19 protein-coding genes are annotated in these 26,275 nt (G+C 38.2%); 14 read left to right on the forward strand and 5 right to left on the reverse strand.

Annotated elements, in window-relative coordinates; genetic code table 11:
* Positions 1-12 precede the first annotated feature (12 nt).
* The gene (locus tag AC27JL_RS06345) at positions 13-1,227 is read right to left on the reverse strand and encodes a hypothetical protein (RefSeq protein WP_006793243.1); all 1,215 of its coding nucleotides are present in this window, start codon (positions 1,225-1,227) and stop codon (positions 13-15) included.
* Positions 1,228-2,002: 775 nt separating this feature from the next.
* Between AC27JL_RS06345 and AC27JL_RS06350 the strand changes: the two genes are divergently transcribed.
* The 7 genes from AC27JL_RS06350 to AC27JL_RS06380 all read left to right on the forward strand — a co-directional run bounded on the left by AC27JL_RS06350 (position 2,003) and on the right by AC27JL_RS06380 (position 11,604).
* Entirely contained in the window at positions 2,003-3,241 is a 1,239-nt protein-coding gene (locus tag AC27JL_RS06350) for an AAA family ATPase (protein WP_487195119.1), read from the forward strand.
* A 15-nt stretch (positions 3,242-3,256) separates the two neighbouring features.
* The gene (locus AC27JL_RS06355) at positions 3,257-4,219 is read left to right on the forward strand and encodes a transcriptional regulator (RefSeq protein WP_487195120.1); all 963 of its coding nucleotides are present in this window, start codon (positions 3,257-3,259) and stop codon (positions 4,217-4,219) included.
* A 424-nt stretch (positions 4,220-4,643) separates the two neighbouring features.
* Positions 4,644-7,790, forward strand: coding sequence for a DEAD/DEAH box helicase (locus tag AC27JL_RS06360; RefSeq protein WP_487195121.1), 3,147 nt, complete (start codon positions 4,644-4,646; stop codon positions 7,788-7,790).
* A 669-nt stretch (positions 7,791-8,459) separates the two neighbouring features.
* Positions 8,460-9,926, forward strand: coding sequence for a DNA recombination protein RmuC (locus AC27JL_RS06365; RefSeq protein ID WP_487195122.1), 1,467 nt, complete (start codon positions 8,460-8,462; stop codon positions 9,924-9,926).
* A 125-nt stretch (positions 9,927-10,051) separates the two neighbouring features.
* A complete protein-coding gene (locus tag AC27JL_RS06370) occupies positions 10,052-10,633 on the forward strand; it encodes a hypothetical protein (protein WP_487195123.1) in 582 nt (193 codons plus the stop codon).
* Positions 10,634-10,687: 54 nt separating this feature from the next.
* Positions 10,688-11,140 (forward strand): GNAT family N-acetyltransferase, encoded by a 453-nt coding sequence (locus AC27JL_RS06375; RefSeq protein ID WP_243534279.1) that lies wholly within the window; start codon positions 10,688-10,690, stop codon positions 11,138-11,140.
* A gap of 56 nt (positions 11,141-11,196) precedes the next feature.
* Positions 11,197-11,604 carry a hypothetical protein gene (locus tag AC27JL_RS06380; protein ID WP_487195124.1) on the forward strand — a complete coding sequence of 136 codons (408 nt, stop codon included), beginning with the start codon at positions 11,197-11,199 and terminating at the stop codon, positions 11,602-11,604.
* Here the strand turns inward: AC27JL_RS06380 and AC27JL_RS06385 are convergent.
* The gene (locus tag AC27JL_RS06385) at positions 11,601-12,005 is read right to left on the reverse strand and encodes a MerR family transcriptional regulator (RefSeq protein WP_010556155.1); all 405 of its coding nucleotides are present in this window, start codon (positions 12,003-12,005) and stop codon (positions 11,601-11,603) included. The two genes, AC27JL_RS06380 and AC27JL_RS06385, sit on opposite strands and share 4 nt — an antisense overlap.
* A gap of 92 nt (positions 12,006-12,097) precedes the next feature.
* Between AC27JL_RS06385 and AC27JL_RS06390 the strand changes: the two genes are divergently transcribed.
* The 4 genes from AC27JL_RS06390 to AC27JL_RS06405 all read left to right on the forward strand — a co-directional run bounded on the left by AC27JL_RS06390 (position 12,098) and on the right by AC27JL_RS06405 (position 19,914).
* Entirely contained in the window at positions 12,098-13,339 is a 1,242-nt protein-coding gene (locus AC27JL_RS06390) for an NADH:flavin oxidoreductase/NADH oxidase family protein (RefSeq protein ID WP_487195125.1), read from the forward strand.
* A 137-nt stretch (positions 13,340-13,476) separates the two neighbouring features.
* Entirely contained in the window at positions 13,477-16,677 is a 3,201-nt protein-coding gene (locus tag AC27JL_RS06395; RefSeq protein WP_487195126.1) for a glycoside hydrolase family 2 TIM barrel-domain containing protein, read from the forward strand.
* 112 nt (positions 16,678-16,789) lie between these two features.
* Positions 16,790-17,368 (forward strand): DJ-1/PfpI family protein, encoded by a 579-nt coding sequence (locus AC27JL_RS06400; RefSeq protein ID WP_487195127.1) that lies wholly within the window; start codon positions 16,790-16,792, stop codon positions 17,366-17,368.
* A gap of 212 nt (positions 17,369-17,580) precedes the next feature.
* Positions 17,581-19,914, forward strand: a complete 2,334-nt coding sequence (locus tag AC27JL_RS06405) for a S9 family peptidase (RefSeq protein WP_487195128.1) — start codon at positions 17,581-17,583, stop codon at positions 19,912-19,914.
* A 167-nt stretch (positions 19,915-20,081) separates the two neighbouring features.
* On the opposite strand, the gene AC27JL_RS06410 is transcribed toward AC27JL_RS06405, so the two are convergent.
* Together AC27JL_RS06410 and AC27JL_RS06415 are read right to left on the reverse strand one after the other, a co-directional pair.
* Positions 20,082-21,056, reverse strand: a complete 975-nt coding sequence (locus AC27JL_RS06410) for an alpha/beta hydrolase (RefSeq protein ID WP_487195129.1) — start codon at positions 21,054-21,056, stop codon at positions 20,082-20,084.
* A 497-nt stretch (positions 21,057-21,553) separates the two neighbouring features.
* Positions 21,554-21,865, reverse strand: a complete 312-nt coding sequence (locus tag AC27JL_RS06415) for a hypothetical protein (protein WP_008110823.1) — start codon at positions 21,863-21,865, stop codon at positions 21,554-21,556.
* 109 nt (positions 21,866-21,974) lie between these two features.
* Here AC27JL_RS06415 and nhaR point away from each other — a divergent pair, with 109 nt between their 5' ends.
* From nhaR to AC27JL_RS06430, 3 genes are all read left to right on the forward strand, one after another.
* Positions 21,975-22,868, forward strand: a complete 894-nt coding sequence (nhaR, locus tag AC27JL_RS06420; RefSeq protein ID WP_487195130.1) for a transcriptional activator NhaR — start codon at positions 21,975-21,977, stop codon at positions 22,866-22,868.
* Positions 22,869-23,375: 507 nt separating this feature from the next.
* Entirely contained in the window at positions 23,376-24,350 is a 975-nt protein-coding gene (locus AC27JL_RS06425; RefSeq protein WP_487195131.1) for a DUF1852 domain-containing protein, read from the forward strand.
* A gap of 31 nt (positions 24,351-24,381) precedes the next feature.
* Positions 24,382-25,422, forward strand: coding sequence for a methionine synthase (locus AC27JL_RS06430; protein WP_487195132.1), 1,041 nt, complete (start codon positions 24,382-24,384; stop codon positions 25,420-25,422).
* A 309-nt stretch (positions 25,423-25,731) separates the two neighbouring features.
* On the opposite strand, the gene AC27JL_RS06435 is transcribed toward AC27JL_RS06430, so the two are convergent.
* Positions 25,732-26,166, reverse strand: coding sequence for a hypothetical protein (locus AC27JL_RS06435; protein WP_487195133.1), 435 nt, complete (start codon positions 26,164-26,166; stop codon positions 25,732-25,734).
* Positions 26,167-26,275: the final 109 nt, after the last annotated feature.

Raw genomic sequence — 26,275 nt, forward strand, 5'->3', positions numbered from 1 at the left:
ATAAATAAAAAACTATTTTTCGACTATTTCTTCTATTTTATCTTCATCTATTAAAACGGCATTTTCAACTATGCGTTTACCGCCTTGAATTTCTATACGTTTGTTATGCTTATTCAATGTAAGTATTTCATCACAAAACTGATCTGACGGATGCATTTCATAGGTGTAATCTATAATATTACCGGTCTTATCGTCTTTAACATTGGTAATGCTGTATTCTGAAATGGCACCCTTTTCTATAAGGTCTTTCATGGTAGTTGTCATATCACGACGTAATGCTTTTAATTTGTTTTCTGTTATGTTGTCGGTTGAGTATATCGAACCATATTTTTCCATAATAGAAAGTAATCTAAAATGATATGTTTTACCTGGTGCCGCGTAGCGCCATAAGTGATACAAACGCAGCATCATCCAACGTGATAAACCACGCTTTAGTTCTTGTGCACTGTTAAAATAATAACCTTTATATTCTAAGTTATCGATCATGTTATGAACGAAAGCATTTAAACAGGCAACACATTTAACATTACCGCCCTGACCTTTTTTCCCACTAAAATGCAAAGACGATAAAAAATTCATATTTGACTCGTAGAATGAATCATCTATATCTGAATTTTTAGTATCTGTTGCAGAGTATTTAAATGAAAGTTTTGAACCCTGAAGTGCTTCAAGTGATTCTTTAATTGCAGGATATGGCATGGACTGACCAACGGCTTTAAGTTCTTGTGCTAATTCGTTCATCGAAAAAACAACGGCATATTGAATACCGGACTTAAAATTTATTTTTACTATTTTACCTTTTGAGGCTAAACGGATAAGAGCTCGTTCTACTTTTTCTTCTCTATCTGATGGCCATACTAGGTATTCAATATCTTCACCGTCTTTGCGCGTACTAACAACGGCGGGGGTTATTTTTATCTCGCCATCGTATAAAATACCATCTACTTTTTCTGATATTTTACGTGTAATGATTGTTTTTTTAGGCGCTTCTTCTAATGGAAGTTTTTTATGACCCGATCGAACAAAACGTCCCCATAAATCGTAATGATTAAATGTATTTGAATAGGCACGTAAACCATGAGCTGCATTCTCGATAGAAATGCGAACATCTTTGTTATCTGTAAATAGTGCTAAACTTTCATTATCAATTGCACTTTCCACCCCGTGAATTTGGCCTCTTAGTGTATCAGGCAAGTTATCTACCGAGATGTTGACCTTTCGGCTCATTGTTCTTATTTCCATTTATTATTGCGACAGCTAATAACAACACATAAAACAAAAAAAGTTAAATGTTTAAGTTAGTATAAAAGTGATCTGGCTCTAATTAATCTATTCAGATCAGTTTTATACTAAGTACTAGCATTTTTCTTTAATTTAAGATCATTATTATACTAACACGTGCATTTCAAATCTCATTTTTACTAACTCAGTTATAAATTTGTCCACTGCTATGCTAAATTTAGACTGCAAAGCACGACAAATTTGCTCTTTTTCATACTAGCCTGTGGATAAGGACTTAGTTAGTTAGCATAGATCTGATCTGTACTTACTACAGATCAGATCTATACCAATTGATTACTGCTTTTTCTACATTGAACGGTGCATAACATTCTAATTTACTTAGTAAAAGCATGATCTTAATCGACCTATTTGTTTATAACCTTAAGGGTAAGCTGTGTATAACTATTAAATTTATTTAGCAGTTAATAAAATGCTGATCTGTTAGTTATTAAAGATCTGATCTTAACCACGTATAATGCTGATCTAACTTTTTATAGTTTATTTATATTTATCATATAGTTAAACTACACTTTTAACCTCTTAACCTTAATTACCTTATATATTTAACCACCTTTAAACTTCTTTATTTATACTAAGCAATATTAAAGCTGTAAATTTATATTATGATGTCTTCTTTTTAAAAGACATGTCGTCATAAATAGTTGTTTACAGGTATTTGAATGGACATTATACTAATTGCTTAACTTTGAGGAAGGAAAGTATGTCAATTAACAATAATGCGCTTGATACCTATCGACTTTTAAAAGCAACTGCCGAAGTTGCTGAAAAGTCATTAGAAGGACGTATTCAACATTATCGCGCTCATCTTAAATCAGAAGAAAAAGAATTAAGAACATACACCCAAAAAGCAGCCGCTGATTTATTAGGATGTAACAATCGTACACTAAAACGTCGTCATGATAATGGCGATTTTGACGATTTGAATATCAAACGTGGCGCTAACGGCCATTATGCTTACACATTGGTTAATATATTTGCAATGGCAGATATTATGGACATAAAGTCAGATCACCGTTCTGATAGTGATAAACTACAAGTTATTGTTATTAATTCACTCAAAGGGGGCTGTGGCAAAACAACCAGTATGGTTAATATTGCAGCGGCACTTGCCACCACTAATATTAAGCGATACCGGATTGGGATTATAGATTTAGACCCTCAAGGTTCTTCATCGAGTTTTTTCCCATCGAGTGAGCACGATCCCATTACTGTCGGAGATCTAATGCGCGATTGTATCGACTTAGACGACGGTGAAACCTGGCCAGAATTTGTTTCAAGTTCATTTTTACCAACACATATTCCTAATATTCGTGTTTTACCTTCAGGTATGGATGACTTTTACTTTGAACACGAAACCGCAACTTTACTCAAAGACACATCAAATTATGAAGAAACACGTCATTATCATAAATTACTCGAAAAAGTAATTGATCCGGTAAAAGACGAGTTCGACATATTACTAATCGACACTGCCCCTACCCTCAACTTTATGTTTTATAATGCATTAATGGCATCTACAGCTATGTTAATTCCTGTTCATCCAGAAGCTGTTGATTTTGATGCTAATAATAAATATTTAAAACGTTTAGGTGAGATTTATCATACTGTTGCCGCACTTGGCCATGAAGGTTGGGACTTTATGCAGTTTTTAGTTACTAATTACGTAAAAGGTAACCATTCACAACGTGATATTGTTAAAGATGTACGTAGTGCTTTTGGTCGCCAAGTAATGAGTTACCCAATTAACCACAGTTCAGCTATCACGGCGAGCTCATCATCGTTCAATACCATTTTTGATCAAAAAGCATCAGACAGTTTAGCAAGTCGCGAATCTCTTATGCGAGCACAAGAAAATATTAAAGATGTTGTTGATGAACTTGAAATGCTGATCCGATCAAACTGGCAGTCTACTCAATCAAAATTAAATACACCTAAGTAAGGATGTTAAATAATAATGGCTAAAAAACGTAAAAACGACACCCGCTTAGACCCATTTGCAACAGCTGTAGGAAATAGCAGCCTTGATGCACTTTTAGAACAAGCTAATGCTGGCGATGTAATTAAAATGCCAGCACCGAGTGATTCTTCGCGACAAATTACCCTTGTTTGTAAAGTAATCTCACATGCTGATATTGAAAAAACGACTCATGTTTATGGCAAAAACCGTCGTGTTCAGTCGCTTTTAAACGAAAAATCGGTGTCGGATATTCTTCCTGCTATTCGTGAAGACGGACGAAATCAGCATCCTGCTCTGCTTTGGGAACAAGGAGATACAAGTTTAGTACTCGCTGGTTCTCGCCGCAGAATGGCGTGTATCCTAGGTAATGCAGATTATCTTGTTTTAAGTTCAAGCGATTTCACAGAGCAAGATGCTAAAATTTTAGCTGTTTCGTCTGACCAATACATAGCACCCAGCTTGTGGGAATTAGGTCAAGCTTATCAACAAACCAAAAACGAACTTCTTGAAAAAGGTAAAAAAGGATCGTATCGCGAAATTGCAGCCATTGAAGGTGTATCCCACACAGCAATTGCAGATGCAATAAAAGCGTATGAGCAAATACCGTCTTCTGTTATTGCTTTGTACCCAACAGCAAATCACGTTGGTAGAGAAGTCGCTAAAAAGCTTGTTATTGCCAAGGAGCGCGATGCTGAGAGCTTTAACCAGTTAGTAGCTGATGTTGCTAGTAATACTGAGGTAAACGCCATTACAAGTGACGACAAGCGTGCTATGGCTATCACTAAGTTATTGACTGCTGAACCTCAAGCACCTTCAAAGAAAGAAGCTGTGTTGGAAAACGAGTATGTCATGTTGCAACGAAACTTAAAAAGTGGCGATGTGTCGATTAAAATTAATAATAAAGTAATGACCGACAAACGTTTAGAGCAGTTGACTAAGTTATTAAGTGCATTTAATTAGTTAGTAAAATAACGATCTGCTTGGTCCTATAAGTTAGTTAAACTATGATCTAGTAGTCTGTCTAGTTAGTAAAAATTTGATCTATATTAGTGTTGTTATAGCTGTTTTACTTAAATAGCCTTAATGAGATCATTTTTTTACTAACTACTATCCATTTTCTGGTCCTTCTTCTGTCATTATCTTATCTCTTAGTAAAATTATGATCTGTAAAGCCCCTACGCTGTGTGTAAGGTGTTTATATTTTGTTTGTTATTTGTGGGTTACTGTTTGTTTTTTTATTACGCTGCTGTTTAACATCATAAACCGAATTTTTACTAACCTATCAACTCCAACCAGTTTACATTACAGTGAATAGTGCTTTAGCTCAGCGCTTATAAGGCATATACTGGGAAAATTATTTTAAAAAATTAATCCTTTGAGTGACATGTCTGCTAACTTATCAAAAAATGATTTACTGGCTATTTTTGAAGAAATTAAAAATGAGCAGGCTACCCAGTTTCCTCTTTCTGAGCGTTTTATAAATAAACTGTTTAAGCCAAATGTGTTGGCAAAGGGTAAAGCGTATTATAAAAATGGTAAAATCGCCTGGTTAGAACATAACAGTGACTTTTCGGTGATAGACTCAACCGTTCAAAGTGATACCGGTGCCTCGTATAACCAGCGAATCGAGATCAGTAAATTACCAACAGGTTATTCTGTTGATACCCACTGTACCTGTAATATCAAATCTAAATGCCTACACCTAGCAGCCATTTTGTTAAAGCTTAAAATTGAGCACTCCGGTGAGTATGGCGAAGACTATTTTATAAATGATTGGTTCAGTGAATTAAGTACACTCAAAAGTACCGAATCAACAACACCGTCTCAAGTATTACTTTTTGTGTTAAGTGTTGAAAATAAAAAAGTATTTATATCTCCTAAAATAGCTAATTTCGACAAAGACCAAAATTATACCTTAGGGCGCAATCTAACCGACCAGCAATTAAATAGCTTTATAACGCCAAATGATTTACTTGAAAGCGACTTTAGACTTTATAGTTGGATCCGTTCACAAAATGCAGTTGGTAGTCTTGAGTTAAAAGGTCAATGGGGATTTAGTGCGTTACAGCAGTTGATTGCAACCGAGCGCTTATTTTTGCATCGTTCTCGAACTGCAATAAAGCCTCAAAGTGGTCAGGCGCTTAGTTTTAATTGGCAACAAGAAAAAGAGCTTACAAAATTAGTCGTTAATTTAGAACAAAGTAAAAATTGGGCGGTACTCAAAACTACACCTCCTACATACCTTGACCTTGACCACTTAAAAGTTGGCCGTATACGCACACCGTTAAGTGGCGATGAAATAGCCCACTTACAAACCATGCCTGCAATACACAGCCCTAATTTCGACCGTATTTATAAACAGCTTGCAGATAACTTTGGTGCGGGTGTTATTCCCCATCCTACCAATACGCAATCTGTTTTACCGCATACAGCGAGTAATGCAGTAATTAAAGTGACTATGGAAGAGGCTGGTTTAAGGCTGTCTTTATCATTTAAGTATAAAAATAAACATTACCCCGCAGGTACAGCGCCAAATAATTTAATTAACAGCGCGTTTGAAAACACAGTAACCAATGAGCTTGTTAATTTAGGTTTTGAGTTTTGTAAAGGGGGTTTACAAAGTGAGTTTACTTTTAATAAGCAATCAGCAATTCATTTGCACTGGTTAACTTACGAGGTATTTCCGAGCTTTAAAGAGCATGGTTGGAAAGTAACTATTGGTAAGATGGATATCGCCAATCCGCAAAGTGAAGTTACATTGATTGCTAATAGAGCTGCAGGGCATCAAATGCACTGTAAAGTGCTTATTAACAGCAGTAAGCTTTCACAACTTTTTAGCAACGAAGATTCACTTTATCAATCGTTAAATCGACAAAGTCAGTTATTTCATTACTACCCTGTTGGCCGCCAATTTGGTGTTATTAATAAGTCAGCCATGAACGTTTTGTCTGATTTTAAGCAACGTTTTGAGTTTGTAAAAACACGTGACGAATTTAATATACCCCTTTCGTACTTGCCAGAACTTGTAAAACACACTGCAATTAATGTTGAGCTGCACGACGATTCACTCGAGCTCTATCTTGAGGAGCTTAACAGTACACATAAAACAATTCTGAGCGTATCGCTGCATGGTTTAAATGAGTCTGTCGAACTTAGAGAGTATCAACAGCAAGGTGTTGATTGGCTTAGTTTTTTAAAACGCCACAAACTTGGTGGCATTTTAGCTGACGATATGGGGTTAGGTAAAACACTGCAGGTTATTGCGTTTTTAACGAGTACGTACAATCGTCCGCAGGCAGGTCCTACACTGATCGTGTGTCCAACCAGTTTAGTGAGTAACTGGCAAAACGAAATACTTAAATTTACCAAAGGATTAAAGGTAACCACCATATTTGGGTCTAATCGTAACGAGCCACTGCAACACCTAGCGCAAGCACAGTGCATACTGACTACTTACCCTTTGTTAAAACGTGATATAGCTTATTATTCACCGCTTTTTTTTGAAAACATAGTGCTAGACGAAGCGCAATATATTAAAAATGACACGGCCCAAGTATCTCGATTGGTAAAGCGACTTAATGCTGATTTTAAATTGTGCTTAAGCGGTACCCCAATCGAAAACAACTTGCTTGAACTCAAGTCTTTACTCGACTTTGCTATGCCCTCTCTTTTAGGCTCTCAGGCTCATTTTAAACAACATTTTCAAACGCCTATTGAGCGTGAGGCAGACATGCAGCGTGCAGAGCAATTAAAAGCACTCATAATGCCGTTTATACTGCGCCGAACAAAAGCACAAGTGGCGCAAGAACTGCCGCAAAAAACAGAAATAACTAAAGAGTTTGAGTTTGAGCCCAAACAAAAAGAAATGTATCAAGGGATAACACGTGCCCTTGAAGAAAAGCTCATTGATTTATTTGCTGAGCAAGGCGTTCAAAAAAGTAAACTTGCCTTTTTAGAGGCTTTACTGAAGCTAAGACAAATTTGTTGTCATCCAAAGCTCATTGAACCCGATACACAAGCCGGGTCTGCCAAATTAGAATGGTTATCTACTCACCTCCCTTTAATGCTAAGTTTGGGGCGTAAAGTAATTATATTTAGCCAATTTACATCAGCGTTAGATTTAATTGCTAAGCAATTAAGTGAGTTGGATATTAACTTTAGTTTATTAACAGGCCAAACTCGCCATCGTGATAAAGTCATTGATGAGTTTACCAGTGGCAAAACGTCTGTTTTTTTAATTAGCTTAAAAGCAGGCGGCACAGGGCTTAATTTAACGCAAGCCGATACGGTTATTCATTTCGATCCATGGTGGAACCCCGCAGTAGAAAAACAAGCCACCGATCGTGCCTATCGCATTGGACAAACAAACCCAGTTTTTGTTTATAAGTTGATTATGAGTCATTCAATTGAACAAAAAGTATTTAAAATGCAAGAAGATAAACAAGCACTTGTTGATGCATTATTTACCGATAAATCAATGAGTTTTACACAGTTCGATGAGCAACAAATGCTGTCACTTATAAAAAATTAATTTATTTTAAAATTAGTGCGATCTTTTTTGAACTTATTTAACTGCAGGGCGTCTACTATTATGCTTGTTGATTAATTGCAGTTAACACAAGTTTTCATGTTGATTCCCTATTTAGTTACTAATTTTTAGTAATGATTAAGCCAGTTCATTTTGAACTGGCTTTTTTTATGCCTGTTTTTAGTGTTTAGTTGGTTATTAGTCGGGGCTTAAGTTATTTAAATTAATTTGATCTTTTTTTTGAACTTATTTGAACGCACGGCGTCTACTATTATGCTTGTTGATTAATTGCAGTTAACACAAGTTTTTATGTTGATTCCCCCCCCATTTAGTTACTTATTTAGTAATGATTAAGCCAGCTCACTTTGAACTGGCTTTTTTTATGTTTAATTTTTACCGTTTAATGCTTTATTTGACAAAGATCAGTTTTTTAAAATAATTTGATCTTTTAATGAACTTAATTCAAAACAGGGCGTCTACTATTGTGCTTGTTGATTAATTGCAGTTAATTCAAGTTTTCATGTTGATTCCCCTGTTGTGTTACTTATTTTAGTAATGGTTGAGCCAGTTCATTTGAACTGGCTTTTTTTATGGCTGTTATTTGTTACCCCCTACTTCTACTCAAACTTATTCGTTATGATGGCATGTCCATAAATTTTATAAGTTTATTTTATGATTACTCAAATACTCACCCAAATTGATTGGGTAAGCACAGCTGCAGGGTTTACGGCAGGTGTTGTGCTTTATAGTGTTATTGGTGTTTTGCCTCGCAGAAAATTAAAAAAAACAATTAACGAGCAACAACAGCAACTCTCTTTATTACAAAGTCAGTTCGATAACAAAGCTGAGCAACTTAGCGTCTTACAAGATGAACATGAGTTGCTTGAGCATAGCCACCAAGAACAACGCGACGAAGCGCAGCATTTTAAAACGCGCTGCAGTGAACAAGAAAAACAAAGCATGCAATACAATCAGTTTTGGCAAAAAGCCGAAACCGAAATAACGCAGTTGCGTGCACAATATAATCAACGCGATGTAGAGCTTAACTCCATGCGAACTATGCTTGAGCAAAAGCAGCAAAGCTTTACTGAGCAGTTAGCCCAGATAGAAGAAAGTAAAAGCGTACTTAAAAAAGAGTTTGAAAATTTAGCCAATAAAATCCTCGATGAAAAAACCCAAAGCTTTAAAGTGACTAACCAAGAAAGTATTGAACAACTGCTTAAACCCGTTCAAGGTGAGTTAAAAGGCTTTAGAGATAAAATGGAATCAATTCATGTTGAGGACTTAAAACAGCGTGCACAATTAAAAACTGAGCTTTTACATTTACAAGCCAAAAGCCAATCCATCACCGAGCAAGCCGATAAGCTAAGTAACGCCTTACAAGGGCAAAAGAAAACCCAAGGTAATTGGGGAGAGCTGATGCTTGAAAACGTGCTTGATAGCGCAGGCTTACGTGCCGGTACCGATTACAAACGCGAAGTGTCGTTTAATACCGAGGACGGTCGTTTACGCCCAGATGTTATAGTGTACTTACCACAAGAGCGTCATTTAGTTATAGATGCAAAAACATCCCTTAATGCCTACACCCGTTATGTAAATGCTGAAAATGAACTTGATGCTAATCAAGCTATTAAAGAGCATGTAAATGCAGTTACGGCTCGAATAAACGAACTAGCCAGTAAATCATATGACCGCCTCCCGGGGTTAAATTCACCAGAGGTTGTCATTATGTTCGTACCTATAGAATCAGCCTTTGTAGAGGCGCTTAAATATCAAAGCGATATTTATCAACAAGCGATAGAAAAAAACATTCTGGTCGCTACTCCCACTACGCTGTTAACCAGTTTAAATATTGTTAAGCAGCTGTGGCGTTTTGAAGAGCAAACTAAATATTCAAAGGAACTGGCAAATCGTGCAGAGCGCTTCTACAACAAATTAAATGGCTTTTTACTCAGCATGGAAGGTGTTGGTAAACAATTAGACCGAGCAAAAGAAAGTTACGACAAGGCCTTTTCTCAGCTTTACCGAGGTAAGGGAAACTTAATTAAACAAGCCGCCGAATTTAAAGAGCTTGGTGTATCTGTTCAAAAAGAGCTACCCAACGAGAGCGTAGAGCGAGCACAGTTAGAGTTAGATTAGTCCTTTTAGCTTTATAAAAGCGCTTATAAAGTGTAAGCGCTATTTCTCACACTTTTTTTTAGGTCAATACACCTAATTATTAGGTTTGAACACACATACAAAAATCAATAAAAGGAACAACGTGAATGAACGCTAAATTTATTATTTTTGCCTTAAGCCTAATAAGCTTTTTTGCCCAAGCTTCAGATGAAAAAGCGTATCAGCCAACAGAAGCTGATTATAGTGAAGGGGAAAAGTGGGTATGGAAATATAAAGGGGTAACACCTAGCAATGAAATACGTGCACAAGGCACCGACACTAAACAAATAGTCAGCAAAAATGGCGCACTTAGTATGTTAACGGCTAAGGGAACTACGTTACTAAAGGTATTAACAAAACCAAATAACAGCAAAACCTCGCGTTATTATTGGCCGTTATATGTAGGCAAAACATGGGTGTTTGAAGAGCACTGGGAAAGCGAAGATGGCACCAAAGGCTCAACAATTCAAAACGCTAAAGTTGTCTCTTTTAAAGATGAAAAAGTAGAATCTGGCACATATAAAGCCTACACCATTGAGTACACGGGTAAAATTACTAATTCGAGAGGCTATTCAGCCGACACACAAGACATACACTTGTATGCACCAACACTAAAAACATTCATTAAGTTAACTCAGCGTCAAAAAGGGTATTTATACGTTGAAGAGCTAATTGAATATACCAATTAATAATTCATTTTTTCCAATCGCTGCAGTATCTAAAAATAAATAAGTGAAATTAAAATGATCACTCAACTAAAAAATGCAGTTCCTTCTGTTGCCGAGCAAATTTATAACGTTTTTCAATGTGCTTATAAAATAGAGGCGCTTTTAATAAAGGTTGAACATTTTCCCCCTCTTAGTAGAACGCAGCATGCCATTGTGCGCAGCAACGCGCTATTTTATGGTTTTTATTATGAGAGTACGCTTGCGGGGGTCATAGAAATTACAGTAAAAAATAAGTGCTTAAGTATCGAAAGCTTAACAGTGCACCCTCGCTACTTTAAAAAAGGAATCGCAGGTAAGTTAATTGCTCATGCGCTTACTTTGCATACGTATAATAAAGCTATAGTGGAAACGGCTGTAGCAAATACGCCAGCAATAAATTTATATAAAAAACATGGCTTTTCTGAATATAAACAATGGTTGCCCGCACATGGTATTTTAAAAACAGCAATGCAGATTGAAGTTCACTAACAAAATATGTGATTAAGTTTTCCGCTTTAATTAATAAGCCTGATAGGAAGAAAAAAATGACAAAAAATAAACTAATTAAATTTGGTTTTATTATGGCTGCAGCCATGAATATAGGTGGCGTTTTACTGTTCTCACGGCTATTTACAAATTCCACAATAAACGAACTAGACCCTGTTGTTATGTCTAATTTTGGCTTGTTAATGATTGTTATATGGGGCTTAGCATATTTGGCTAGTGCTTTTATTACCTCAAATATAAAGTGGTTAGCTGGCGCTTTTGTAATTGAAAAACTGGTTTATGTTGTTGCTTGGTCATTATGGTTAGCAAACAATAACCTTGATGACGTTTACGATAAAGATGTATTCGCGGGGATTTTTTACAGTATTTACGGTATCAACGATTTTGTGTTTATGCTGTTTTTTGCTTGGGTATTCTTAACACATATCAAAGCACCTAACCGTTAAAACTGAACCTCATCCAATAAGTCACTCATTTGTTGTTGTGTTAAACATTGCCCATTTGACCAGCTTGCATTTAATTGCGTGACTAAATCACCGATACGCTGCGACTTTTTTTGTAGCTGAGCAATCAGCGCATTCGCTTCGTTTTGCTTTTGCTGCAAACGCTCAATAATAACAGTGTGATCCAGATCATTTTCTGGCGTTTTTAATGTGGGTATCTCCTCTAACGAAAACCCTAAACTTTGTGCAAACTTAATCATTTTTATTTGCTCAATGCTTGAATGCTCGTATTGCCTATAACCATTACTGTTGCGGCTGCCTTTCGGTAATAAACCTTTACCTTCGTAATAACGAATTGTACTGGGGGCAACGCCAACAAGATTTGCAAGCTCACTTATTTTCATAGTGGTCCTAAATTAGTTATAAATACTGCCTTGACCTTAAAGCTGACTTTAAAGTTATAGTGGCATTAATGTCAATTTAAACGGTTACAAACATGCCAAAAAATCAACAACAGAGCGTATTTACATCGGTTACTTTACCTAGTGGTTTAGTATTAAAAAATAGGCTAGTAAAAGCGGCCATGGAAGAAAATTTAGCAGAAGCCGATCTCACACCCTCTCAAGTACTTAAAAATTGTTATAACGCATGGGCTAAGGGCGGGGTTGGTTTAATTATTACCGGTAATGTAATGGTTGATCACTTAGCTATGACTGGCCCCGGTGGCCTTGCGCTTGAGCATAATACCGATATAACGGCTTTTGCGGAGCTTGCGCGTTTAGGGCAGCAAAACGACAGTAAAATTGTGATGCAAATTAATCACCCAGGGCGTCAAGTATTTAAAAAAATGGGGGGAAAGGTTCTTTCAGCCTCCAATGTGGCATTAAGCATGGGAAAACACTCTCATTTATTTGGCCAGCCAAAAGCAATGACACACGATGAAATTGATGATGTGATTGAGCGATTTACAAATACGGCATTACAAGCACAAAAGGCAGGGTTCAATGGCGTGCAAATACATGCGGCTCATGGTTATTTATTAGCACAGTTTTTATCGCCTTTAACCAATAAGCGTGATGATAAATACGGTGGTAGCCTTGAAAATCGAGCGCGTTTACTCACACAAATAACGCAAAAGATTAAGGCTAGTTGCGCAAATAACTTTTCGGTATCGGTTAAATTAAATTCGGCTGATTTTCAGCGCGGTGGATTTGAACCTAGCGACGCCCAAGCAGTAATTACCCTATTAAGTGACTTAAATATAGATTTTGTTGAGCTTTCGGGCGGTAGTTACGAAGCACCTGCCATGCAAGGTAAAACGGCCGATGAACGTACACTCGCTCGTGAAGCGTACTTTTTAGAATTTGCCAAAACAATTAGTGAACAATCCAGTATTCCTATTATGACAACGGGTGGTATTAGTCGCCTATCAGTGGCTAATAATGTTATTGATTCTGGCGTAGCTTTGGCCGGTATTGCAACGGCACTTGCGTATAAACCTGATTTAGTCAGTATTTGGCAAAAACAACCCGAGTTTATTCCCGCAGCGCCAAACGTTCAGATTAAAGATAAAACCATAGCAGGCCTTGCCACCATGGCATTAGTAAAAAGGCAAATTCGCCGTATGGGACAAGGCAAAGCTGCGAAAGAAAATGCATCAGCAGTGTTTACTTTAATTTACGACCAAATTAGATCTCTTAAATTAACAAAGCGCTATAAACAACATTATATTGAATAGTCTGACACTTAGTTGATTAGAAATAGTCCTCATAACCGCCGTTGTAGTCTCTATTAATTAAGTTTCTTAATTGTTAAAAATACGCTAAAGTTTAATTAGCATATTTATATGATAAAAACTAATGAAAGGAAAACAGAATGCGGCTTAAAGGTTATCTAAAAAAGCTTCTATGCTTTTGGGGACTTCATTTATTAATAATTAGCTTGCCAGGCCTTGCAACAGAACAGCAAGCAGCGCAGGCATGGCAAGATCCAAGTATATTTAGAGTCAATAAACTCCCACCCCGCGCGTTCTATTACCCTACAGCAACCGAGCAAAACGCATTTACAATGGAGCCTTGGCAGCTAGATAACTATAAATTACTAAATGGGCAGTGGAAGTTTAACTGGGTTGACTCTCCTAGTAGAAAACCAGATGGATTTGAAAAAGTAACCTACAATGACGCAAGCTGGGATGAAATAGCTGTCCCTGCCAATTGGGAGCTAAATGGTTACGGTTCTCCTTTTTATCACTCTCACTACTGTTTAATACCTAATACTGAGCAAATTGAGCTACCGCGTTACTATAATCCTGTTGGCTCATACCGAAAAATAATTAACATCGACGAAAGCTGGAATAACAAACAAATCCTTATTCATTTTGGGGCGGTAAAGTCGGCGTTTTATATTTATGTAAATGGTCAGCAAGTTGGTTATTCAGAAGACTCTAAAACTGCCGCTGAATTTGATATTACGCCATACGTTTCTAAAGGCGAAAATACCCTAGCACTACAAGTTTACCGTTATTCAACAGGGTCTTACTTTGAATGCCAAGATATGTGGCGTATGAGTGGCATTGAACGCGATGTATTCTTATATGCTGCGCCAAAAGTGCGTATAAGTGATTTTGAAGCCAATACCACTTTGATAGATAATTACACAAACGGCGAGCTAACGCTAACCACAACAGTACAAAACCACACTAAGCAAACCCAAACTAACTTTGACTTGCTCGTTTCACTGCTAGACGCAAACGATAAGGTAATGAGTACTAAAACGTTGTCAGTTCCTAAAATAAAAGAGCAACAAAGTACGCAAGTTAAAGCAGTGTTTAAAGTCAATGATGTACTGCCTTGGAGTGCTGAAGTTCCTAATCTTTATAAATTAAAAATAGGCTTACGCAATAGTAATGAACAGGTGGTTGAGTGGATCGGAAAATCAATAGGTTTTAGAAGCAGTGAGCTAAAAAATGGCAATATTTTAGTTAACGGCAAACCGGTTTTATTTAAAGGTGTAAATAGGCACGAGCACGACCCTGTAACAGGGCACGTGGTTTCTAAAGAGTCTATGGAAAAAGACGTAGCATTAATGAAAGCCTTTAATATTAATGCAGTACGTATGGCTCATTACCCGCAAGATCCATACATTTATCATCTTGCAGACAAATATGGCTTATACGTTATGGATGAAGCTAACATTGAGTCACATGGAATGGGAGCTGCAAACCAAGGTAAGTACGACCCCTCGGCACACTTGGTAAATAAGCTTAGCTGGCAAAATGCATACATAGATCGCATTTCAAACATGTATCACCGTTCTAAAAATAACCCATCGGTTGTTATGCGCTCACTGGGTAATGAATCGGGCGATGGTATTAATTTAGAGGCGTCGTACGATTGGCTAAAGCGTCAAGCCCCAGGATTTCCAGTCGTATCTGAACAAGCACAGTTAAGACGCCACACCGACGTATACGGCCAAATGTATGCGCCAATTCATTCGGCTGTTCGCTATGCGAAAACGAAGCATGACGTATCAAGGCCCATGATCTTAATTGAATACGAACACGCAATGGGTAATTCGCTAGGTAACCTTGAAGAATATTGGCAGGCCTTTGAAAAATACTCACAGTTACAAGGTGGTTTTATTTGGGATTGGGTCGATCAAACATTTGCCATGAAAAACAGTAAAGGTGAGCTTTTTTGGGCATATGGTGGCGACTTAGAGCCTCCATTTGCAGTAAGCGCAAAAAGTTTTGCTGCAAATGGGTTAGTTTACGCCGACAGAACGCCCTACCCTTATTTGTGGGAGGTTAAACAGGTACAGCAAAACATCGACTTTGAGTTAACGAGCAAAACGCCTTACGAAATAAACGTAATTAACAAACAGTTTTTTGCCGACCTGTCTGACTTTACTTTGTCATGGCAGCTAATGGCCAACGGTGTTGAAGTCGAGCAAGGTGCTAACCTTGGTATTAATGCCAAACCACAAACATCTCAGCGTGTTAGGTTACCAATTAAAACAAAATTAGGAGCAGGCATTGAATATTTTTTAAATGTACAAGCCGTTCTAAAAAGCGCTAAAAATACCTTGCCAACGGGGCATGTAGTTGCGTCAGAACAACTAGCATTAACAGGTTTCGCACTGGCTAATAATACAAAATCAGCCTCGTTAAAAGTAAAGGATTCTGAAAATTCTTTAGCTTTTTCTACTAAAAACGCTCAATTTACGTTTAACAAAAAAACAGGCTTATTAAATGAAATTAATGTTTTTAAAAAGTCATTACTAGCCAACAGCGTAGACCAACCTGTGCAGCCTAACTTTTGGCGTGCGCCTACCGATAATGATTTACCACAAAAGGGATATGGTGACTCGTTTGCTGTGTGGCAACACGCGGGATCAAATACAACACTGACTAGTTTTAGTAGTAAAAAAGTATCCTCAACACAATACAAAGTCGAAACAGAGCACACATTAAATAACGTTGAAAGTCGGTACTTCACAACTTACACAATAAATGGCAATGGCGTAGTTGATGTAGATGTTTACTTTTATGCTGCACCTCATAATTCGTACTCAGCCTTACCCAGATTAGGTATGCAGTTTGTTGTGAACGAGAACTTTAAAAACGTTCAGTGGTATGGTCGAGGGCCTCACGAAAACTATGACGATCGTAAGTCATCGGCTTTTGTTGGCTTATATCAGTCTGACGTTGACTCTTTACGTGTACCGTATGTTCGCCCGCAAGAAAACGGTCACAAAACGGATGTACGGTACGTTACGTTTTATAATGATAAAGGCTATGGAGTTAAGTTTTCTGGCGATCCCTTAATTGGCTTTAATGCATCTTTCTACGATATGCACGACTACGACAAGAGTACTGAACAAGTTAATCGGCGCAATATGCACCCATCAGATTTAACCAAAGCCCCGTACATTTTTGTAAATATAGATTACAAGCAGCGTGGTGTAGGTGGAACGGATTCGTGGGGTAGTAAACCCTTGTACGAATATGAGCTCCCATGGTTAGACTACAAATACAGCTATAAAATTGAAGCTGTTAAGTTAAACGCTAAAAAATAGCTATACATAAAGCTTTAAATGACTACCCTAAGCCCGCTTTTTCCCCTTAAATAGTGGGCTTTTTTTATGTAAAACATGCTAATTTAAACCTTTGAAATAGAAGGAACGCTAAATGAACATAGGTATTTATATATATGATGATGCTGAAGTGCTCGACTTTTCAGGCCCATTTGAAGTCTTTAGTACGGCTAAACGTTTAGCTAAAAACGAGTGGAACATATTTTTAGTCGCGCAACATAATCAGCCTGTAAATACGCGAGGCGGCTTTAGTGTAAACCCCCATTACAGTTTTGCTGACCATCCTGCCATTGATTTATTGTTAGTGGTTGGCGGTGTTCATAATAATGAACTTACCAAAGCACCTGTGATTGATTGGATAAAACGTACAGCCCAGTCAGCTCCGGTAGTAGCATCGGTTTGTACCGGGGCATTTTTATTAGCAAAAGCAGAGCTATTAAATGGTAAAAATGTAACAACCCATTGGGAAGATATAAACGAGCTAGCCGCTTTGTTCCCTTTACTCAATGTAATGAGTAATAAGCGCTGGGTAAAGCATGATAAATTTACAACCTCCGCGGGTATTTCTGCAGGTATCGATATGAGCTTACATTTAGTGGCTGAGCATATAAGCCCTGAACTTGCAGAGCTAACAGCAAAACAAATGCAGTACACCTGGCACAAAAGTATTTAATCACCCTCTTACAACCTATTATAAAAAAAGAAGTTTACTGATTAGCAAAAACAATACAGCTTAAATGTACCTATTATGCGATAAGCATACTGATATAAAGCAAAAAAGTTTGCTAAATTAAGGTTGGTTAATACAAGTATGTATTGCTAAATCAACTTATTGCAAAACTCATAAAATAATAGCAGTAAGTAAATATCACTTTAGGGATTCACATGACATTACTTAAAACCTCAGTGCTTGCTTTTTCTATATTAGCGGGGCTGTCTTTATCTGGCTGTTCTATGACTCAAAATACTCCATCTACCTTGGCCTCTACTGAAATAGACACGTCACTTTCACTCGCGCAAATTTATAAAGATAAAGAATTTAAAACCCAGCGTAGCACTTACTTTAAGTGGCTAGATGATGGCACCGGCTACACCGTACTTGAAGAGCGCGAAAGCGAAAAAGAAAAAGCAGACGACAGCAACGCCGATGACGAAAAAGAGCACGGCGTTAAAGGTAACGACATTGTATTTTACAATGCTGACGGGACCGGCCGTAAAGTACTGGTTGAGTTTGAAAAGCTACTGCCAGAGGGCGCAGACGAGCCATTTGCAATAGAAAGCTACCAATGGTCAAAAGACGGTAAATGGCTGATGGTATTTACCAACAGCGAGCAAGTTTGGCGTTCGCGTAGCCGCGGGGATTTTTGGTTACTTAACCTTGAGACTAACCAATTACAGCAATTAGGTGGTAAAGACGTTGAGCCAACTAAGTTAATGTTTGCTAAGTTCTCACCAGATAGCTCAAAAGTGGCTTACGTACGCGATAACAATATTTATATGCAAGCGGTTGGTAGTAACGATGTAACCGCGCTCACAACCGATGGTAACGCCACCCTTGTTAACGGTAATTTTGATTGGGTATACGAAGAAGAATTCACTATTTCCGATGGTTTTCGTTGGAGCCCCGACAACAAATCAATCGCCTATTGGCAGCTTGATACCAGTGACGTTAAGTTTTTCACTATGATCAACAACACCGACGAGCTCTACCCTACCCTTAAAAAATTCCCATATCCTAAAGCGGGTGAAACCAACTCTGCCGTGCGTGTTGGTGTGGTAAGCCTTGCTGATAAACAAACCCGTTGGGCTGAGCTTGAAGGCGATAACCGCGACCGTTATATTCCGCGTATTAGCTGGGCAGGCACTGGCAAGGAATTAATGATTCAAGACTTAAACCGCCCACAAAGCCATAACAAAGTGTGGTTGTTTGATTGGCAAAAGCAGCAACTAACTAAAATTTTAGAAGACAAAGACGATGCGTTTATAGAATGGTTTTATAAAGCAAACTGGTCAAAAGACGGCGAGTTTTTTATTTGGCACAGTGAGCGCGACGGTTGGCGTCATCTTTATCGTGTATCGCGCGATGGCAAAACTATTATCGACCTAACCCCAGGCAATTACGACATTATTGATATGCTGAGCATTAATGAAGACAAAAACGTGATGTATTTTATTGCCTCGCCAAACGATCCTGGTCAGCGTTATTTATACAGCACACCGCTTGATGGCAGCAGCAAACCGGTACGGGTAACACCTGCTGAGTTTGAGGGCTCAAACAGCTACTACATGTCAAAAGGTGCCTCATGGGCTATGCACACTTACTCTAAATTTGGTACGCCACCGACTAAAGAGATCATTAAAGTAAGCGATCATAGTAATGTAAAAACCTTAGTTGAAAATACAAAGCTTAAACAAAAGCTGGCTGAGCAAAGCTTACCAAAGCATGAGTTTTTTAAAGTAAGTGCACAAGATGGCACCGAGCTTGACGGCTACATTATGTTCCCAGAGAACATGGATAAAAGTAAAAAATACCCAATTGTGTTTTACGTATACGGCGAACCATGGGGTTCAACCGTGCAAGACCGCTGGGAAGGTAACAGTTACTTATATAAATCGTTACTAACGCAAAAAGGCTTTATTGTGGCATCGGTTGATAATCGTGGTACACGTGCACCAAAAGGCCGCGATTGGCGTAAATCAATTTATAAAAAAATTGGCTCAATTACCGTGCAAGACCAAGTAGACGCGCTTGATGCTATGGCTAAACGTTGGGATGTAATCGACACAGACCGTGTTGGTGTGTGGGGGCATTCAGGCGGCGGTAGCTCAACCCTTAATTTACTGTTCCGCCATGGTGATAAATTTAAAGTAGGCATTGCCTCAGCACCCGTGCCAGATATACGTTTATACGACACTATTTACCAAGAACGTTATGCGGGTAACCCTAATACCGATCCTGAGAGCTACGATAACACCTCGCCTATTACCTTTGCGAAAAACCTAACGGGTAAGCTATTGCTTATTCACGGCACTGGCGATGATAACGTGCATTACCAAGGCTCAGAGCGTTTAATTGACGAGCTCGTTAAACACAACAAACAGTTTGAGTTTTTCTCATACCCTAACCGCTCACACAGCTTACGTGAAGGCAAAGGCACCACCTTGCATTACCATACAATGATGGCTGACTTTTTTGAAAAGCACTTACTAACCAAGTAATCGCTTTAAAAAGTAAAATACTAAAGCCGCACACTCATTATTAGTGTGCGGCTTTTTAATCAAAATGGTGCGGGGGTTTACAAAGCGTAAGTTGGATAGAGTGCAACGAAACCCGACAATAATAAAAAATGACTTATAAACTCAATGTCATCTAAAATAGCGAAGACTCACCATGTTATTAGCCATTTTTCAATTTCGATAACATCATCACGATCAAACACCATTAAACTTGAATGAGAGCGAGCATTAAAAGTTATTTTTTTTACTAACTCATTTTGTATAGATGAAAAGTAAGCCGGGGGGGATAGAGAGTCAACATCTGAGTTAATTAACAATACAGGCTTTTTAGTCTCAGTTAATTTAGGCAATAAATTTGTTTCTTGAATGGTTACTCCTGCCTCAAACATTGCCTGGTTAACAATATTATCAATCTCGCTATGAAAAAAATGACTAAGCAAAGGCGATTTATAAGGTAAGTACTCCTTAGCTGCAACGTCAAAACTCATCATTGGGGCAAGTAAAATAGCAGCGTCAACATATTCTGATGATAATAAGTTACTTGCAGTAAGTGCTCCCATAGAATGGCCGACTACAACAGTCTGGTTATTTGTTTGATTTAAAAGTGATTCAGCAAGCAGTTCATTTAAAATGCCGTGCTCTTTTGCTGCAAATACAAATGCTTCAGTTGATTCACCATGGCCAAAAAGATCTGGAATAATAACGTTCATACCAATCGCTCTAAAATAGATAGCTGAGGCCATCATTGCTTCTTTACTGCCCCCATAGCCATGAAGTAATAAAGCAGTGCCTTTAAAACGATTAAATGTATCTGGTGTCATTTTGTGTGAAATTGTATTTTCTACATTATTACCAGTTGCATGAAGGTTGTAATAAACAGAACTCTCTTGCGAAAATTCGGCTGCTTGATAAGGTTCAGCAGTCAGATATGTAATGCATTGAGTGGTACTAAAAGAGCAAAATTTTTGTTTTTCAAAGCCAATGTCGCTAGGTTTTGCTTTTATAAACTGTGCTTCAGAAAGATAGATACCGGGGTTTGACATGACGTAACTGCCAATTGAAGTACAGCCAGACAAAGAAAATATATAAAGTGTAACTGCTAATAGTTTGGTGAAATTTTCCATTTTTGCTTCATTAGTTAAACTTGAACATCAACACTTTAATTAAGCAGATAACGTCCTATGCGGTGGAGGAGGTTTTAGCCGTTAGTTAGGCATTTTTTATTATTTTAAAGTACCTTAACAGTATCTTCTATCCACCTCAATTTTCTCGAGTAAATAAATCTGTTTGGCATTAGGTAGACACTTGCTTATTAATCAAAACCCAAATTTAGTGCTTTGTTACGACTTTGAGTTACTTTTTTATCTAAGTTTTATGAATTTAGGTAATTGAAAATTTCACTCTCTTTTTAATCAAAATGGTGTGAGGGGTTTACAGCTGAGGTCAAAGATTAAAGGAACAAGGTCAAAGAATTTTAGTTACGGTAAGTTGGGTATAGTCCAACAAAACCCAACAAGGAAATACTGCTCAATAGGCAATAATTGAATCGTTTATTACTAAACATAGCTTGGAATTAGAGGGGCATTAAAAAAGTAGCATCCTTGCTACTACAAGTGCGATATTAAGAGCTTGGTTGCGAAGGTTGATACTTATTAACGAGAATGTGCTGCAAACTTTTAAGAGCCCGCTTTATCGCTTGCAGCATACTTCTTCCTTTTGTATTTACATTAATACTGGGTAGCCCAGGCAAAAGAATATTAATTTTGCATTGCTGCAAAGTGCCGTGGCGCTCACTCGAAAGATCATTTATTTGAATCTCAACTTTACGAATATTTAAAGCATGTTTTGCCAATTGGCTTTTTATCAACTTCAAAAGCGACATCTTTTCACTTGCGTTAATTATCTTGTTTTTAACTGTAAGTTTTAGCTTCATGCAATTACACCTTTTAATAGTAACTATGTTGCAGGCATGACTGTAATCTACTAACTTAGTGGCAAAGGAAAAAGCTGATTATTTCTTACTTTAAAACAGGTATTTTCGAATGATTACCAACATTAACTACAATCACTTATATTATTTTTGGCAGGTAAGTAAGCACGGCAGTATTGCAGCGGCGAGTAAAATACTTAATTTAACGCCGCAAACGGTCAGCTCACAAATTACTAACTTGGAGCAACGATTAGGAAAACCACTATTTGTCCGCCGAGGGCGAGGCCTACAGTTAACAGAATTTGGCCATGTAACTCAGCAGTATACTAATGATATGTTTGCTATTGCTCACGAATGGCTCGAAACCACGCAAGGTGATACCACGCACTATTCACGAACGCTAAAGGTCGGTATTTCAGATGTGTTGCCCAAATCACTGGTGTCAAAGTGGCTAGCCCCTTTAATTAATAACGACCGTATTACCAACTTACACTGTATTGATGGCCAACAAGATGAACTGCTTGCACAAATGGCGATTCATAAGCTTGATTTAGTGTTAGCCGATAAACCGCTCGATACCACTTTATCGTTTAAGGCGTTTTGCCATGAAATAGGCAAAAGCCAAATCGCTCTTTTTGGAAACAAAACATGGCATTCGCAGTTACATAAGCAGTTTCCGCAATCTTTAAATAACAAGCCTTTAGTGCTGCCTGCAAAAGAAAGCCCCGTTGCGCGTGCTATGTATTATTGGCTGCAAGAACACAAGATTGAAATGACAATAGCTGGCCATGTTGACGACAGCGCATTAATGAAGTCGTTAGGTGAACAAGGGTTTGGCATATTCCCTGCGCCTATTTTGGTAAAAGCCGAAGTAGAGCGTCACTACGACGTTAATTATATTGGTACAATTGAAAATGTTTATCAGCATTATTATGCCTTTACGCCCGACAGGCTTATTAAAGACAGTATTTACGATGAATTTATAAAGCACGCTCAAACAACGTAAGCTTAGCGCTACTCGTCACGTAGTTATCAGTGTGTTTAACTAAGCGCCCTATTTTTAAATACTAAATTGTATTTAAAAAATAAACATTTCCTCATTTAGCTTTATATTAAATTTTTAACGTGGGTTGTGACTTTTAAATCATTAAATTGATTAGACTTTATTAAATAGCATACCTACCAGTACAAACGATAAGCACGTTCTAAAAGCATTGAATATTATTCAGGTTTTATATGAATAAACTGCATAGCTTACTTTATTAAATAGAAGTCTAGATGTCTAAATCGGGTTTTACCCCTCATCAGCAACTAATCAATATTGCTAACTTAATGAATTCACTCAAGCGTGAATCTGTCTCATGTTTTACCTGAAATAAACCCGTTTTTCTTCATGCTATATACCGCGTATAAATTCATTAACTCAGCAAAGCATCATTACTGCTTAACCGTTATGTCGGTTTAACAATCAGTTAATAAAAGCAGTAACCACTTAAATTGAAAGGATACGGCTATGAGCACTGATCTTACATTTACTATTAAAAGCACTAACTTGGACGAAAACTACAACCCATCAAACAACACACGTATTACGACCAACTTTGCTAATTTAGCAAGGGGTGAAAGCCGCCAACAAAACCTGCGTAATACCCTAAAAATGATCAACAATCGTTTTAATGCACTGGCCAGTTGGGATAACCCACAAGGGGATCGTTACGAGGTTGAGCTCAAGATCATTTCGGTTGATTTAGACATTGCGGGCAGTGGTCAGGCATTTCCGTCAATTGAGGTATTAAAAACCAATATTATTGACCGCCAAACTAACGAGCGACTTGAAGGCATGGTGGGTAATAACTTTTCATCGTATGTGCGCGACTACGACTTTAGCGTGTTATTGCTTGAGCATAACAAAAGCAAACCGCAATTTAGTATCCCTGATAACTTTGGTGACTTACACGGCAAGTTGTTTAAATGCTTTGTAAACTCAAATACCTATAAGCAGCACTTTAAAAAGCCACCGGTTATTTGTTTAAGCGTGTCTGATAACAAAACCTATCAGCAAACCGAAAATTTACATCCTATCTTAGGCGTAGAGTATCAGCCTAATGAGTCGTCGTTAACAGAGCAATATTTTAAAAAAATGGGCTTACAAGTGCGCTACTTTATGCCACCAAACAGCGTTGCACCGTTAGCGTTTTACTTTTTTGGTGACCTACTTAACGACTACAGCAACCTTGAACTAATTAGCACTATTAGCACCATGGAAACGTTTCAAAAAATTTATCGTCCAGAAATTTATAACGCCAACGCCGCCGCTGGTAGCCGTTATAAACCGAATTTAAAAAATGACGACCATTCGTTAACGCAAATTGTGTATGACCGCGCAGAGCGAGGCCAATTAGCGGTTGAGCAAGGCAAATTTACCGAGCAGCATTTTATTAAGCCTCATCAGTCAGTACTGCAGCAGTTCTCAGCAAGTATCGCTTAATCACACAACAAAATTAAAGGCAGCATTTATTATGAAAAAACTATTACCTACATCATCAGCAGGCAGCTTGCCAAAACCGTCATGGCTTGCTGAGCCCGAAACCTTATGGTCACCGTGGAAATTACAAGGCAGTGAGCTGGTTGATGGCAAACACGACGCCCTGCGTATTTCCCTGCACGAGCAACAAACTGCAGGCGTAGATATAGTCAGCGATGGCGAACAAACTCGCCAGCACTTTGTAACCACCTTTATTGAACACTTAAATGGCGTTGATTTTGAAAACCGTAAAACAGTTAAAATTCGCGACCGTTACGACGCCAGAGTACCCACAGTGGTTGGCCCTGTGTCTCGTACTAAATCGGTATTTGTTGAAGACGCCAAGTTTTTACGCCAGCAAACCAGCCAACCAATTAAATGGGCACTGCCTGGGCCAATGACCATGATCGACACCCTGTATGACGATCACTATAAAAGCCGTGAAAAACTAGCGTGGGAATTTGCTAAAATACTCAACCAAGAAGCCAAAGAGCTAGAAGCCGCAGGGGTCGATATAATTCAATTTGATGAACCCGCTTTTAACGTGTTTTTTGACGAGGTAAACGACTGGGGCATAGCCTGCCTAGAGCGAGCTATAGAAGGGTTAAAATGCGAAACCGCCGTGCATATTTGTTATGGCTACGGCATTAAAGCCAACACCGATTGGAAGAAAACCCTTGGCACCGAGTGGCGACAATACGAAGAAGTATTCCCTAAGCTGCAAAAATCGAATATAGATATTATTTCCCTCGAATGCCAAAACTCACATGTACCCATAGAGCTACTTGAACTCGTACGCGGTAAAAAAATAATGGTAGGCGCAATTGATGTAGCCACCAACACTATAGAAACCCCTGAAGAGGTGGCCAACACCCTACGCGAGGCACTTAAATACGTAGATGCCGACAAGCTCTACCCATGCACCAACTGCGGCATGGCCCCCCTGCCCCGCGACATCGCAAACGGTAAACTCAACGCCCTAAGCAAAGGTGCAGAGCTAGTACGTAACGAGCTATTAGCAGCGAATGTAGCTTAATTTTTAGTTATAGCTGCTACAAAAAAGCCACACTTTAACACATGTTGAGGTGTGGCTTTTTTAGTTAAAATGTAACGGGGGTTTACAGTTAAAATGCAAGGTGAAAGGCAAAAGGTGCTAGGGGAAAGGTTTTAAGTTTGTTGAATATTGGTTGGGTTGAGTGCAACAAACCTAGTGTCATTAAATAAATTTAACCGAGTCGCTAGGTATTAATTATTGAGTGGAAAGTACCCCATTTACAGAGAACGGCAACGTCCAAATTTGCGGACGGCTGAAGCGAAGCGTAAGACGTTCCCCAAGACTTGCTTGTTATGTGTTTGTTGAACCTAAGTACCCTTTATCTGCTGACTCAAACTGTTCTTTGCTAGAAAACGGCCAGTATTGAGCATCACCAAACTCATCCCATTTATCAAGTGTTGATTGACCGAACACGCCTAGCGTAAATGCCTTATAGACACTCTCCTTAAAACTTGCGGATGGCCATCTGTAATCAATATCCGATTTTAGAAATAACACCCATCTCGCAATGATTGACCGGTCCGCCTTACAAAGAGCATCTTTACCTTTTAGCTTGTATTCCTTCATATCCGAATAGAGACACCAGGCACCATGAGAAAATATTTCACTAATCGCCGGATCATCTGACTCTGGAATTTTATCTTCAAATTCATCATTTGAAATCAGCCCAGAAGACAAGCTTCTTATTAATTCAGCGGTTCGATTTCGATTTTCTCTATCAATCATGATTTACACATAACGCCGTTTTAAGCGGCTAATTGCAGTTGGCTAAAATAAGTGAGGCACGAACAAAAAGCCAACTGTAATTTGTCCGACTTGAAAACTCTTGTTAGGC

This window comes from Pseudoalteromonas sp. 4NS20-0020, assembly GCF_057554385.1.

Bases quoted from the DNA above. Each gene is read 5' to 3' on its own strand.
- AC27JL_RS06345 (WP_006793243.1), bottom strand. From the start codon at position 1,227: ATGAGCCGAAAGGTCAACATCTCGGTAGATAACTTGCCTGATACACTA.
- AC27JL_RS06350 (WP_487195119.1), top strand. From the start codon at position 2,003: ATGTCAATTAACAATAATGCGCTTGATACCTATCGACTTTTAAAAGCA.
- AC27JL_RS06355 (WP_487195120.1), top strand. From the start codon at position 3,257: ATGGCTAAAAAACGTAAAAACGACACCCGCTTAGACCCATTTGCAACA.
- AC27JL_RS06360 (WP_487195121.1), top strand. From the start codon at position 4,644: ATGTCTGCTAACTTATCAAAAAATGATTTACTGGCTATTTTTGAAGAA.
- AC27JL_RS06365 (WP_487195122.1), top strand. From the start codon at position 8,460: ATGATTACTCAAATACTCACCCAAATTGATTGGGTAAGCACAGCTGCA.
- AC27JL_RS06370 (WP_487195123.1), top strand. From the start codon at position 10,052: ATGAACGCTAAATTTATTATTTTTGCCTTAAGCCTAATAAGCTTTTTT.
- AC27JL_RS06375 (WP_243534279.1), top strand. From the start codon at position 10,688: ATGATCACTCAACTAAAAAATGCAGTTCCTTCTGTTGCCGAGCAAATT.
- AC27JL_RS06380 (WP_487195124.1), top strand. From the start codon at position 11,197: ATGACAAAAAATAAACTAATTAAATTTGGTTTTATTATGGCTGCAGCC.
- AC27JL_RS06385 (WP_010556155.1), bottom strand. From the start codon at position 12,005: ATGAAAATAAGTGAGCTTGCAAATCTTGTTGGCGTTGCCCCCAGTACA.
- AC27JL_RS06390 (WP_487195125.1), top strand. From the start codon at position 12,098: ATGCCAAAAAATCAACAACAGAGCGTATTTACATCGGTTACTTTACCT.
- AC27JL_RS06395 (WP_487195126.1), top strand. From the start codon at position 13,477: ATGCGGCTTAAAGGTTATCTAAAAAAGCTTCTATGCTTTTGGGGACTT.
- AC27JL_RS06400 (WP_487195127.1), top strand. From the start codon at position 16,790: ATGAACATAGGTATTTATATATATGATGATGCTGAAGTGCTCGACTTT.
- AC27JL_RS06405 (WP_487195128.1), top strand. From the start codon at position 17,581: ATGACATTACTTAAAACCTCAGTGCTTGCTTTTTCTATATTAGCGGGG.
- AC27JL_RS06410 (WP_487195129.1), bottom strand. From the start codon at position 21,056: ATGGAAAATTTCACCAAACTATTAGCAGTTACACTTTATATATTTTCT.
- AC27JL_RS06415 (WP_008110823.1), bottom strand. From the start codon at position 21,865: ATGAAGCTAAAACTTACAGTTAAAAACAAGATAATTAACGCAAGTGAA.
- nhaR (WP_487195130.1), top strand. From the start codon at position 21,975: ATGATTACCAACATTAACTACAATCACTTATATTATTTTTGGCAGGTA.
- AC27JL_RS06425 (WP_487195131.1), top strand. From the start codon at position 23,376: ATGAGCACTGATCTTACATTTACTATTAAAAGCACTAACTTGGACGAA.
- AC27JL_RS06430 (WP_487195132.1), top strand. From the start codon at position 24,382: ATGAAAAAACTATTACCTACATCATCAGCAGGCAGCTTGCCAAAACCG.
- AC27JL_RS06435 (WP_487195133.1), bottom strand. From the start codon at position 26,166: ATGATTGATAGAGAAAATCGAAATCGAACCGCTGAATTAATAAGAAGC.